The 12,754-nt window shown below is 73.1% G+C and carries 11 protein-coding genes; all 11 read right to left on the bottom strand.

The window, feature by feature from the left end; all coding sequences use genetic code 11:
- Nucleotides 1-51 precede the first annotated feature (51 nt).
- Complete coding sequence (locus ACFV9W_RS28965) at nucleotides 52-1,716, bottom strand: DoxX family protein (protein ID WP_385766422.1); 1,665 nt, start codon at nucleotides 1,714-1,716, stop codon at nucleotides 52-54.
- 100 nt (nucleotides 1,717-1,816) lie between these two features.
- The gene (gene rlmB / locus ACFV9W_RS28960; RefSeq protein ID WP_385766409.1) at nucleotides 1,817-2,767 is read right to left on the bottom strand and encodes a 23S rRNA (guanosine(2251)-2'-O)-methyltransferase RlmB; all 951 of its coding nucleotides are present in this window, start codon (nucleotides 2,765-2,767) and stop codon (nucleotides 1,817-1,819) included.
- Nucleotides 2,768-2,868: 101 nt separating this feature from the next.
- Nucleotides 2,869-4,266 carry a cysteine--tRNA ligase gene (cysS, locus tag ACFV9W_RS28955; protein ID WP_385766406.1) on the bottom strand — a complete coding sequence of 466 codons (1,398 nt, stop codon included), beginning with the start codon at nucleotides 4,264-4,266 and terminating at the stop codon, nucleotides 2,869-2,871.
- A 193-nt stretch (nucleotides 4,267-4,459) separates the two neighbouring features.
- Complete coding sequence (locus tag ACFV9W_RS28950; RefSeq protein ID WP_385766403.1) at nucleotides 4,460-4,864, bottom strand: PPOX class F420-dependent oxidoreductase; 405 nt, start codon at nucleotides 4,862-4,864, stop codon at nucleotides 4,460-4,462.
- 4 nt (nucleotides 4,865-4,868) lie between these two features.
- Nucleotides 4,869-6,137 (bottom strand): MFS transporter, encoded by a 1,269-nt coding sequence (locus ACFV9W_RS28945; protein WP_385766401.1) that lies wholly within the window; start codon nucleotides 6,135-6,137, stop codon nucleotides 4,869-4,871.
- Nucleotides 6,138-6,259: 122 nt separating this feature from the next.
- Entirely contained in the window at nucleotides 6,260-7,978 is a 1,719-nt protein-coding gene (locus ACFV9W_RS28940; RefSeq protein ID WP_385766398.1) for an ABC transporter permease subunit, read from the bottom strand.
- A complete protein-coding gene (locus ACFV9W_RS28935) occupies nucleotides 7,978-9,441 on the bottom strand; it encodes an ABC transporter substrate-binding protein (RefSeq protein ID WP_385766396.1) in 1,464 nt (487 codons plus the stop codon). Before ACFV9W_RS28935 ends, ACFV9W_RS28940 begins: the two co-directional genes overlap by 1 nt.
- On the bottom strand, nucleotides 9,441-10,004 hold the full coding sequence (locus ACFV9W_RS28930) for a GNAT family N-acetyltransferase (protein ID WP_385766393.1): 564 nt from the start codon (nucleotides 10,002-10,004) through the stop codon (nucleotides 9,441-9,443). The genes ACFV9W_RS28935 and ACFV9W_RS28930 overlap by 1 nt, the downstream gene beginning before the upstream one ends.
- 152 nt (nucleotides 10,005-10,156) lie before the next feature.
- Complete coding sequence (gene ispF / locus ACFV9W_RS28925) at nucleotides 10,157-10,678, bottom strand: 2-C-methyl-D-erythritol 2,4-cyclodiphosphate synthase (RefSeq protein ID WP_385766390.1); 522 nt, start codon at nucleotides 10,676-10,678, stop codon at nucleotides 10,157-10,159.
- On the bottom strand, nucleotides 10,665-11,426 hold the full coding sequence (gene ispD, locus ACFV9W_RS28920; RefSeq protein ID WP_385766386.1) for a 2-C-methyl-D-erythritol 4-phosphate cytidylyltransferase: 762 nt from the start codon (nucleotides 11,424-11,426) through the stop codon (nucleotides 10,665-10,667). Before ispD ends, ispF begins: the two co-directional genes overlap by 14 nt.
- Before the next feature lie 274 nt (nucleotides 11,427-11,700).
- On the bottom strand, nucleotides 11,701-12,183 hold the full coding sequence (locus ACFV9W_RS28915; RefSeq protein WP_266712542.1) for a CarD family transcriptional regulator: 483 nt from the start codon (nucleotides 12,181-12,183) through the stop codon (nucleotides 11,701-11,703).
- Nucleotides 12,184-12,754 lie beyond the last annotated feature (571 nt).

Genomic DNA, 12,754 nt, shown 5'->3' with positions numbered 1-12,754 from the left:
GCGCACGAACCACGTGCGGGGCCCCATCGGCGTACGGGGAGGAGAAGCGCGCTACTCGCCCAGGAGTCCGCCCACCAGGCCCGGCTTCTGGCTGTCCTGGCCGCCGGACGAGGTGCCGCCCGAGGTCGGCGAGCCGCCGCTGCTGCTCGTCGGCGGCTGCTGCTGTTGCGGCGCCGACTCCTGGGGCGGGGCCTGGCCCGCGGTGGTGCCCTGGGTCGGCGTCGTCGTGGTGCCGCTCGTGGCGCTCGCGCCCGCGGTCGCGCCGGCGGAGCTGGGGGAACCGGACGGGCTCGCCGTGGTGCCCTGCGTCGGCGCGTTGGACGTCGAGGCCGACGGGCTCTTGGTGTGCTGGCGCTGCGAGGACCTGCTGCCGGGCTCGGAGGGGAGCGGGGAGCCGGGCACCTCGTTGCGGGGCGCGTCGCCGGGGCCCGGGGCGGTGACCCGGTCGGCGTCGCGGACGGCGCCGCCGAGCACGGAGCCGATGAGCAGCGTGCCGCCGATGACGAGGGTCGCGACGACCATGCCGCGGCGCAGTACGTAGTTGCGCAGGTCCCACAGTGCGGCGCGCGGTCCGAGCCGCCGCCAGGCGCCGCCCGCGAGGCGTCCGTCGATGGAGTAGACGGGGGCACCGGCGATGATCAGCGGGGACCAGGCGGCGAGGTAGATGATGTCGGGCGCGTCGTAGGCGGGGACGGTCTTCCAGCTGACGGTGACGAGCAGCGCAGCGGAGAGCAGCGCGCCGACGCTCGCGGCGAGCCGCTGCCACAGTCCGAGGACCGTGAGGACGCCGACGATGACCTGGAGGAAGGCGATCACGAGCCCGGCGCCGACGGGGTGCTGGAGCGCCCAGTCGCGGAGCGGTTCGGCGAGGGCCCAGGGGTGCAGCGAGTGCAGCCACTTGACCATCGAGCCGCGCTCTCCGCCGTCGAAGTAGACGGGGTCGCAGAGCTTGCCCATGCCGGCGTAGATGGAGATGAAGCCGAGGAAGACGCGCAGCGGGAGCAGCACGACGCCGAGGTTCATCCGGCGGCCGGGGTAGTAGGCGTGCCGGACGGGACCGTAGCGGCGGGCGGCGGTGCTCTCGCCGTCGGCGCCGCCGTCCCTGCCGCCGTCCGGCGAGCCGATCCGTACGTCGAACTCGTCGTCCCTGTACGGGACTTGGTCGAGCTCGCCGGACTCCTCGAAGGCGCTGCCGGACGGGCGCATGCGCGGCAGGATCCGCGTGGGCTGGTCCGTCTCGCCCTGCCAGGGGCCGACGGTGGGCGTCTCCTGGGTGGACTCGACCGAGGGCGAGTCGCGGTAGAGGCCGAGGTCGTCGGCGAAGTCGCGCTCGTCCACGCGCGGGATGACCTGGGTGGCGCCGCCGTCGTCCGGTTCGCCGGAGCGGCGTGCGCCCTGCAGGAGTCCGCTGGTGTCGAGGCCTCCGCCGTTCATGACGACGGGGCGGCGCCGCCTGGCGCCGGGCGTCCCTGCGGCGGTGATGACGGGGATGCGGGTGGTCGCCGCGTCGGCTCCGGCCACGCCCGTGGCGCTCAAGTGCCGTGAGATGCGCGGGAGTTGCGACTGCTGCGCCGTGGGGAGACGCACGCGGAAACTCGCGTGGTTGACGATGACCTGCGCCGGATCGCACGGAACCTTCACCATGCTCAGCGCGGGACCGTCGTCGAATCCCGACGTGCGGTCACCCGAGGGTGTGCGGGGCGTTCTGGTGTCCACACTCATCTAACCGAGTGATGTGTGTTTAGGACACTGCCTCGGCCCCACCGAAATGTCCGGGCCCCGTCAAGGTCGCGGGGCCCGGACAGCGGCGTACGGGTCAGGCGCGGCGGCGGGCCGCCTCGTAGAGCACGACGCCCGCGGCGACGCCGGCGTTGAGGGACTCGGCGCCGCCCGGCATCGGGATGCGGACGCGGTAGTCGCAGGTCTCGCCGACGAGGCGGGACAGGCCCTTGCCCTCGCTGCCGACGACGATGACGACGGGGCCGCCGAGGGCCTCCAGGTCGCTCACGGTGTGCTCGCCGTCGGCGGCGAGGCCGACCACGGCGATGCCCGCCTTCTTGTACTGCTCCAGGGCGCGGGTCAGGTTCGTGGCGCGCGCGACCGGCGTGCGCGCCGCGGTGCCCGCGGACGTCTTCCACGCGCCGGCCGTCATTCCGGCCGCGCGCCGCTCGGGCACGACGACGCCGTGGCCGCCGAAGGCGGAGACGGAGCGGACGACGGCGCCGAGGTTGCGCGGGTCGGTGACCCCGTCGAGCGCGACGATCAGCGGGTCCTCGCCCTCGTCGTACGCGGCGGCGGCGAGGTCCTCGGGGAACGCGTACTCGTACGGCGGGACCTGGAGGACGAGGCCCTGGTGGTTGAGCCCGTTGGTCATGCGGTCGAGCTCGGGGCGGGGGGCCTCCATGAGGTGGATCCCGCCGCGCTCACCGGCGACCTGGAGGGCCTCGCGGACCCGCTCGTCGTTGTCGATGAACTGCTGCACGTAGAGGGTCGTGGCGGGGACGCCGCCGCGCAGCGCCTCGACGACCGGGTTGCGGCCGACGACCATCTCGGCGGTGGACTTGCCGCGCGGGCCGCCGGTGCGGCTCGTCGGGCGGCTCTGGGCGCGCTTGGCCTTCGCGTTGGCGGCGCGCTGCTTGGCGTGTCCCTTGCGCATCTCGGCGGGCGGCGTGGGGCCCTTGCCCTCGAGGCCGCGGCGCCGGTTGCCACCGCTGCCTACCTGCGCGCCCTTCTTGCCGGACATGCGGCGGTTGCTGTTGGCGGCCATGACCTACCTGTCTCTTACGACTGCGTCTACGGATGTGTGCGTACGTCTATGAAGTGTGCCGCCCGGAGCGCCGGGCGGCACATTCGGCTGCTCGGCCGGGATCAGCCGAGCGTCCAGCGCGGCCCTGACGGGCTGTCCTCGATGTTCAGACCGGACTGCTTGAGCCGGTCGCGGATGGCGTCGGCGGTGGCCCAGTCCTTGCGGGCGCGGGCCGCCTCGCGCTGCTCCAGGAGGAGCCTGACGAGGTGGTCGACGACGCCGTGCAGTTCCTCGCCGCTGTTGTCGGAGGCTCCGGCCCACTGCTCGTCGAGCGGGTCGAGGCCGAGGACGCCGAGCATGGCGCGGACCTCGGCGAGGCGGGCGACGGCGGCTTCCTTGTCGTCGGCGGCGAGGGCGGAGTTCCCCTGCCGTACGGCGGTGTGGACGATGGCGAGGGCCTGCGGGACGCCGAGGTCGTCGTCCATGGCGTCGGCGAAGGCGGGCGGCACCTCGGCGGAGGGCGCGACCGTGCCACCGGCCAGCTCGGTGACCCGCTGCACGAAGCCCTCGATCCGCGCGAACGCCGACTCGGCCTCGCGCAGGGCGTCCTCGCTGTACTCGATGGTGGAGCGGTAGTGCGGGGTGCCGAGGTAGTAGCGCAGGACGATGGGCCGCCAGTGCTTGACCATCTCGGAGACGAGGACCGAGTTCCCGAGGGACTTCGACATCTTCTCGCCGGACATCGTGACCCACGAGTTGTGCACCCAGTAGGTCGCGAAGTCGTCGCCGAAGGCCTTGGCCTGCGCGATCTCGTTCTCGTGGTGCGGGAAGATCAGGTCGATGCCGCCGCCGTGGACGTCGAAGGCGGAGCCCAGGTACTTGTGGGCCATGGCGGAGCACTCCAGGTGCCAGCCGGGTCGGCCCCGGCCCCACGGCGTCTCCCAGCTGGGCTCGCCGGGCTTGGCGGCCTTCCACATGGCGAAGTCGCGGGGGTCCCGCTTGCCGGTCTCGCCCTCGCCGGAGGGCTGCAGCAGGTTGTCGAGCTCCTGGTTGGACAGCTCCAGGTAGCCGGGGAACGACCGGACGTCGAAGTAGACGTTCCCGTCGGCCTCGTACGCGTGGCCGCGCTCGATGAGCCCGCGCATCATCTCGACCATCTCGGTCACGTGGCCTGTGGCCCGCGGCTCGTAGGTCGGGGGCAGGCAACCGAGCGCGGTGTACGCGTCGTTGAACGCCCGCTCGTTCTCGTACCCGATCGACCACCAGGGCCGGTTCTGCTCCCCGGCCTTCGTGATGATCTTGTCGTCGATGTCCGTCACGTTGCGCACGAACGTGACGTCGTAGCCGCGGTACGAGAACCAGCGGCGCATGATGTCGAAATTGAGCCCCGACCGGATGTGGCCGATGTGCGGGGCCGCCTGGACGGTGGCGCCACACAGGTAGATCGAGACACAGCCCGGAATGAGCGGGGTGAAGTCACGGATCTGCCGGGCGCTGGTGTCGTACAGGCGAATAGTCACCCCTCCAGGGTAGTAGGCCGGAAGGTGTGCCATGGGCCTCCGGCCGGTACCGGGTCCTTGGCGGGCGGTGCCGCCCCTGCGGGCCCCCACGGCGGTGCGGTCGCGGGGCGCTGCCCCGGGCCCCGCGTGTCTCGTCCCAGAGCGGGGCTCTATTTTGCTCACCCGTCAGCGGGGCTTGATCTGCTCGTCGTGCTCAGACGCGGCCGACGACCTTCCGCGCACGCACCCGGACCACCACCCGTTCGGCGTCCTGGGAGGACGTCGGGTTGAAGTCGGCGTACTTCTTGCCCGTGTACTTCAGGGACAGCTCGTCGATCAGGTCCTGGCCGCCCTCCGTCGTGATCTCGACGGTGCCGCGGATCTCCGCGTACGCGTACGGGTTGTCGGCCGGCTGCACCATCACCGTCACCCGCGGATCCGCCTGGAGGTTCTTCGTCTTGCGGCGGTCGACGGTCGTGGAGAACAGGACGTCGTCGCCGTCACGCTTCGCCCACACCGGGGAGACCTGGGGACTCCCGTCGGGCTGGATCGTGGCTACCGCGATGAAGACCTTGCTGTCGAGCAGTGCCTTGAGCTCGTCGGACAGCTGGGCTGACATGGCCTCACTCCTTCTCGGGGGACGGTTGGCGCGTACCCGATCCTCCTGGAACGCATCCGGGCGAGGCGGTATTTCGGCGCTCTGTTCGCACGGGTGTCACGAAGCGGGCGAGCCCCGCCGCCGCCAGGGGCACCACGGCGAGCGCCGACCACAGGGCGGGCGTGGGGAGCGTGAGGAGCGCGCCCGTACCGGCGCTCCCGGCCAGCACGGCGAGGCCCGACACGGAGGACAGCGCCCCCGTCGCGAGGCCCAGGTGCCGCTCGTCGACCAGGTCGGGGACGAGGCCGCGCGCCGCCGGGACGAGCAGCATCTGGCCGAGCGTGAGCAGCACGACCAGCGCGCAGGCGGGCAGCAGCGCGTACGGCGTGCGGTTCGGGGCGTACGGGGCGGTGGCCGCGACCGCCGCGAAGCCTGTCGCCACGAGCAGCAGTCCCGCGGTCAGCGCGGCCCGTGGCGCGAGCCGGGCGGCCGACCAGCGGGTGACGGGCAGCTGGGCGCCGACGACGAGCAGCGAGGACAGCGCGAAGAGGAGGCCCACCGCGTCCTGCGAGCCGGTGGCGCGGGTGAGCTCGACGGGCAGCGCGAGATAGAGCTGGTTGTAGGCGATGAGGTAGCCGCTGTACGCGAGGCAGAGCGCGAGGAAGCGGGGGTTCGCGAAGACGGTGCGGGCGCCCCGCATGCGCCGGGTGCGCACCGGCTCGCGGCGCGGCATCAGGCGCGCGTGCCCGGCGAGCACCCCCACGAAGACGAGCGCGCCCGCCAGGCACGCCGCCCGGAACCCGGCGTACAGCAGCGCGGTGCCGAGCAGCGGCCCGAGGAACGCACCCGCCTGCCCGGCCGCCGAGAAGACGCCGAGCACCTGGGCGCGCGGGACGCCGGTGGCCTGCTCGTGGCGGACGGCCTCGCGGGCGGCCTCGGACTCGACGGCCGGTGAGAACAGCGCGGCGGCGAACCCGACGAGCACGACCGCGGCGACGACGGTGGCGGTGCTGCCCGCGAAGGCGAGCCACACGAACCCGGCGATCCGCAGCAGGCATCCGGCCAGCACGACGGGCCGCGGCCCGAACCGGTCGGTGAGCGCGCCCCCGACCACGAAGAGCCCCTGCTGGCTGAAGGTCCGCAGCCCGAGCACGAGCCCGACGGCCCAGCCCGCGAGTCCGATGGTGTCGGCGAGGTGGGTGGCGAGGTAGGGCAGCACGGCGTAGAAGCCGATGTTGAAGGCGAGCTGGGTGCCGGCGAGGAGCCGCAGGTAGCGCGGGAGTCCCCGCAGCACTCGCCGCTTCGGCGTCGCAGCCGCGGGGGCTCGATCCCGCGGACCGGTCGAGGCCCGGTTCGGCAGAAACCAGCCCCGCCGGCGTTTGAGGCGCGGGGTCCGGGGCGGAGCCCCGCGGCCGTTCACCGTCGCCGCCCGAAGGAGCCGGACGAGGCCAGGACGACGATCGCCCCCACGCCGGCGAGGCCCACCGCGGGGGCGAAGACCGACCACGGCGCCCGTTCCGCGTACGGCAGGTTCTCCATCAGCAGCCGCCCCCACTCGGGCGTGGGCGGCTGCGTACCGAGCCCGAGGAAACCCAGGGACGCGAGCGCCAGGGTCGTCGGAGCGAGCCGCAGCAGCGCGTGCCGCCCCACCGTCGGCACGACCGCGCTCAGCACGTGCCGCCGCAGCACCTGCCACCGCCCCGCGCCGGAGGCGACCGCCGCCTCTACGTATCCGGCCCCGCGCTCCGCCTCGGCGACGGCCGCCGTGTGCGCGGCGAGCGGCGCCCACCCGACCGCCGCGACGGCGACCGCGGCTCCCTCGACGCCCGCCCCGAAGAGGCCGGTGACCAGGAGTCCGGCCAGGATCGCGGGCATCGCGTTCGCCACCTCCGTGAGCCCGGCCGTCCACCGCATGAGGCCGAGCCCGATGCCCGCCACGAAGCACACGGCGCAGACGGCCGCCGCGACGGCGAGCGTGCGCAGCGCCCCGTGACCGAGCCGGGCGAGGACGTCGCGGCCGAGCGCGTCGGTGCCGAAGGGGTGTGTTCCAGAGGGTCCGGCCAGGCGGGCGGCGAGGTCGACCTGGAGCGGGTCGCGGGTCAGCCCCCACACGATGACGGCGAGCAGCACGGCGACCAGCGCCCCGGCGGCGTACAGCCGTCCGCGCCCGCCCCCGCGCACCGGCGCGAGCCCGGGGAGTGCGCCCGCTTCGAGCGCGGGGCCGAGCAGCCGGCGCCGGACGAGCCCGACGAGCACCGCCGCGGCCACGCCCAGCGCGAGCAGCACCAGCAGGCAGCCCTGGAGCAGCGGCAGGTCGAGGTCGAGCGCGGCCGCGACGGCCGTGCCGCCGAGCCCCGGGATCGCGAAGACCGCCTCCACGGCGGCCGCGGCCCCGGTGAGCCCGACCACCGTGAGCCCGGCCTGCGGCAGCACCGCGGGCAGCGCGCGCCGCGCCGCGTGCCGGGCGATGCGCGAGCGCGGCATGCCGTTGGCCCGCGCGGCACGCACCCACGGTTCGGCGAACGCGGCGGGCAGCGCGTCCTGGGCGAGCCGCCCGAGCACGGCCCCCGCCGGGATGCCGAGGGCGAGCGCGGGCAGGACGGCGGAGGCGGGCGAGGCCCAGCCCTGCGCCGGGAACCAGCCGAGGTGCACGGCGAACAGCGTGGCGAGGACGGAGGCCAGCAGGAACTCGGGGAGCGCGGCGAGGACTCCCGCGCCCACCCCGTGCGCGGGTTCGGGCCGCGCACGCCGGAGCGTCGGCAGGCACAGCACCACCGCGAGGACGACCGCAACCACCATCGCGTACGCCATGAGGGACACGGACACCCAGAACGCGGAGCCCACGTCGGATGCGACATCGGCGCCGGTCACCCACGACGTGCCGAGGTCCCCGTGCGCGAGCCCCCGCACCCACTGCCCGAGGAACGTGAACGGCCCTTCGTCCAGGCCGAGTTGGGCACGCACCTCGGCGAGCTGCCGCGGTGTCGTGGGTGCGTCGCCGTAGCGTGCGTGCAGCACGGTGAGCGCGGGGTCGGTGCGGGTCAGCCACGGCAGCAGCGCGGTGAGCACGAGGAGCCCGACGGCGGCGCCCACCCGGCCCACCGGCACGGACAGACGGTTGCCGGCACGTTTCATCAGGCGCGCGTCTCCAGACCGACGAACTGTCGCTCATAGGGGTCGAGGACGACCCCGCGCACCCCGGCGCCGACGCCCTGCAGATGCTGTTCGTGGACGATCGGCACGGCCGCGTCGGTGCCGAGGATCGCGGCCTCGGCGCGCAGCGTGGCCCGGTGCCGCGCCGCCCCTTCGAGCCCGGCGGCCTCGCGCACGGCGGCGTCGACGCGGCCGTCCTTCAGCTGCGAGATGTTGAAGCTGCCCTCGCTGGTGAAGTCGGAGGCGAAGTACGAGATGGGGTCGCCGGTGTCGAGCGCGGTGGACCGGGACATCAGGAACGCGTCGTACCGCCCGTCCAGCGCGCCCGATTCGAGGCGCGCGTAGTCCTTCACGACGAGCCGCACCGCGAACCCGGCCCGCCGCAGCTGCTGCTGGAGCGCGGCGGCGACCTCGGGCAGCTCGGCCCGGTTGGTGTACGTGGCGAGGGTGAGGGTCTGCCCGCGCGGCTTCGCGGCCTTCGCCCGGCCCGTGACGGGCAGCTGCTTTCCGTCGGCCCAGGCGAAACCGGGCCCGAGCAGGCCCGCGCCGCGCGTGGCGTACCCCTCGTACACGCTGCGCGCGAGCGCGGAGGGGTCGACGGACTCGCGGACGGCGGCGCGCAGGCCGGGGTCCGCGAGCGGTCCGGTCCGCGTGTTCAGGTACAGCGTCGTGGTGCGCACGGTGGCGACCTTGCGCGCCCGGTCGCCGAGGACGAGCGCCTGCGCGGCGGGCACGAACTCGGCGATCTCGATCTGGCCGGAGCGCAGCGCGTTGGCGCGGGCGTTGTTGTCGGCGACGAAGGTGACGTCGAGTCCGCGCGCCGCGGCTTTCCCGCGCCAGTGCCCGTCGAACCGGTCGAGCGTCGCGGACACGGCCCCGTTCACCTTCGTCAGCGCGAACGGCCCGGTGGCGGTCCCGACAGGATCAACACCGCTGTCCTTCTTGTACGCGGCCGGGGAGAAGATCGCGAGCGACGGGTTGGCGAGCCGTGCGGGCAGCAGCGGGTCGGCGGTGCCGGTGGTGATCCGGACGGTCCGGTCCCCCGCGACGCGCGCGGTGAGCCGCATGTCGCTGAGCACGCGCGGCTGCGTCTTCGCCCGCCCGGCCCGCGTCAGCGCCCCCACGACGGCGTCCGCGGTGACCCGCCCGCCGTCCTGGAACCGGGCCTCGCGCAGCGTGAACACCCAGGTGGTGGCGGACGTCCGGGTCCACTTCTCGGCGAGCGCGGGATGCACGACACCTTCGGTGTCCATGCGGGTGAGCCCGTCGACGACGGCGAGCCGGCTGAGCAGCAGGCCGTCGTCGCTGTACGGGGAGAGGCCCTGGGTGGGCGCGAAGGCGAGGTCGACGGCGATCCGGCCGCGCCGCGCGGTCCCGGTGAACGAGCCGCAGGCCGACGTCAGCCCGATCCCGGCCGCCGCCAGCAGAAGGCCGCGGCGCCGCATCAGCCGACGGGCACGGGCGCGGGTACCGGTGCGGGCAGCGGCAGCTCGAAGTGCACGATGCCCTGGCCGCCGCCCGGCAACTCCCGCTCGTCGCACACCTCTTGGGCGATCGAGCGCCAGAAGGGCTCGGCGCCGGGCACGGCGGGGTCGGTGTGCAGATACACGGCCTCGTACCCGCCGACCCCGGCCACGAAGGCGGTCAGCTCCCGCACGAGGTCCCGCGCGAGCCCGTGCCTGCGGTGCTCGGGGCGTACGTAGATCCTGCACAGCTGGGCGGTGGACCCGGAGGGGAAGCGGTCGGCGACCCATCGCGGGTTGGGCGGGGCGGCGGGGCCGCGGTCACGGACGGCGCCGGTCGCGGCGATCTCGCCGCTGTCCCGGTGCTCGGCGACGAGCAGGACGCACCGCTCGGGGCGCAGATAATGGCTGACCGGGTCGATGATGTCGGCGTGCCAGCGCGGCACGTACCCGGAGCGCAGGTCGCGGTACACGGTGTCCAGCATGACGGCACGAGCCCCGTCCACGTCGCCGTCCCCGGCCACGCGGATCACGTATTCACCCATCGCCTGCCTTCACCACGAGCGGACCACACTGCCCACCCATGCTAACTGCGACTGATTCGCAATAAGGGGCGGGGCTGACGGCCGAGCCAATCAAGCCCCTGCGGCGATTGAGCAGCGGGGTCCGGGGCAGAGCCCCGGGTGTGACCGGCGGATTACCCGGCGACCGGCACCCGCGCCACCAGCGCCGTCGCCACCGCCATCAACCCCTCGCCCCGCCCGGGAAACCCGAGCCCGTCCGTGGTCGCGCCCGACACGGACACCGGCGCCCCGGCCGCCTCGGACAGCACCTTCTGCGCCTCGTCCCGCCGCTTGCCTATCTTGGGCCGCGGCCCGACGACCTGCACCGCCACATTCCCGATCACGAACCCGGCGGCCCGCACGATGCGCGCCGCCTCCGTCAGCAGCGCGACCCCGCTCGCCCCGGCCCACTCCGGCCGCCCGGTCCCGAAGTGCTGCCCGAGGTCACCGAGCCCGGCGGCCGAGAACAGCGCGTTGCAGGCCGCGTGCGCCACGACGTCCGCGTCGGAGTGCCCCGCGAGCCCGGCCCCGGAGTCCTCCCACTTCAGCCCGGCGCACCACAGCTCCCGGCCGTCCTCGAAGGCGTGGATGTCGGTCCCGATACCGACCTGCGGCAGCACAACGCCCGGGATCCCGGACCCCTCAGAACCCGTCATTGGCCCTCCTCCGGGCGAGCACGGCCTCGGCGAGCACGAGATCGAGCGGCCGCGTCACCTTGAACGCCTCCTCGTGACCGGGCACGAGGACCACCTGGTGGCCGAGGTGCTCGACCATCCCGGCGTCGTCCGTCACGTCCTCGGTCACCGCCTCGTGCGCGCGCACGAGCGTCTCCCGGTCGAAGCCCTGCGGCGTCTGCACGGCCCGCAGCTTCGCCCGCGAGGGCGTCGCCACGACGGGCTCGGGCGAACCGTCCGTGCTCGGCACGACCTCCTTGACCGTGTCCGCGAGCGGCAGCGCGGGGACGACGGCCGGAGCCCCGTCCCGTACGGCCTCGATGACCGCGTCGACCGTGTCTACCGGCACGAGGGGGCGGGCCGCGTCGTGCACGAGCACGATGTCGATGCCGTCGGGCAGCGCCTCGAGCCCGAGCCGCACCGACTCCTGCCGGCTCTCCCCGCCGGGCACGACGACGAAGTCGGTGCGCTCGGGCAGGGCGTGATCGGCGAGCAACGACTTCACTTCGGCGGCGCCCTCGGGCGGCGCGACGACCACGACGAGGGACACGGCGCGGGACGCCGCCATCGCTCGGACGGCATGGATCAGCATCGGAGTGCCGCTCAGCGCGCGCAGTGCCTTGGGGGCGCCTGGGCCGAGGCGCACGCCCCGGCCGGCGGCCGGAATCACGGCCGCGGTGCGTACTGCGCTGCCTGCTGCGTTGTCCAGTGGACGCGTTTCGTCAGACATCGGTTCCGTTCAGGTTTGTGCGCTCGGGAGAGGTGGGTATGGCCTCAGCGTGCCGGGCGCGACGCCTTGACCGGACCCTTCCGTGACACTGGTCGAGCCAGCAGTCCGGGCCCGGCACACCAATGGGGATCACGCCAAGCGTGTATGGGTACGAACATGCCGCAGCGCCCGGCGACACCATCAGGGTCATCGGGCACCACGGCATTTGTTCTTTACGCGACAGCGGTCGTTGCGGTCATGCCCTTGACCGGACATGGCGTCGCAGCAGCGCGTATCAGGACGCGAGAACCTCGTCGAGCAGGGCCTCGGCCTTGTCCTCGTTCGTGTTCTCCGCGAGAGCGAGCTCGCTCACCAGGATCTGGCGAGCCTTGGCGAGCATGCGCTTCTCACCCGCGGACAGTCCGCGCTCACGCTCCCGACGCCACAGGTCACGAACGACTTCCGCGACCTTGATGACATCGCCGGAGGCGAGCTTCTCCAGGTTTGCCTTGTACCGGCGCGACCAGTTCGTGGGCTCCTCGGCGTACGACGCGCGCAGCACCTCGAAGACCCGGTCGAGCCCGTCCTGACCGACCACATCACGCACGCCGACGAACTCCGCATTGTCCGCTGGCACACGTACCGTCAAGTCGCCCTGGGCGACCTTCAGCACCAAGTAGGTCTTGTCCACGCCTTTGATCTGACGAGTTTCGATAGCCTCGATCAGCGCGGCCCCGTGATGGGGATAGACCACGGTGTCGCCAACCTTGAACGTCATGTGACAGGTACCCCTTCCGTGGCTATCCAGTCTAACACGGAAACTGCGGGTTCTGAATGGCGTTTTCGCAGGTCAGGGCATATCTCGGGGCTTGACAACTCCATTGGGAACGTGCTGCGGAGGGGTAGTGGAGGAGGGTATTCGCAGGTCGGAGCCGTTCTTCGAGGAAGCCGAAACGGGTACGCTACCGCCGCCGTGACGGGCCCTCCAGGGGCTGAAAGTCCCGGTTTGCGTGCTTCGAAGCGATGAACTTTCGCTACTCCGTTCAGGGCCCCGGAGGCACGTTCGAGTCGATTCAGGAATTGATCTTCGCCAATCGGCGTCCGCCGTGATCGTTTTTCCGGACCCCCGCGCATTCCTTACCGGATATCCGTCCCGGCGCCTGGACAGGCCTTATGTGAATGATGAACAAGAGGCCCCGGTGACCCAATGACAACCGTGGGGAACGTGGGGTGATCGGGGCTCGCGGGGAGCGACCCAGGGAGGGCGTCGGGCCGCGAGGGGCGGGTCGGGTGCGGCGGCGCGGGAACGGCTCGGTAACCTAAGGCCGCTGACAGACCCTTAGGACGGC

Origin of the sequence: Streptomyces sp. NPDC059897, from assembly GCF_042730865.1 — a bacterium.
GTDB lineage: Bacteria > Actinomycetota > Actinomycetes > Streptomycetales > Streptomycetaceae > Streptomyces.
This window is presented reverse-complemented; position numbering and strand designations above follow the sequence as displayed.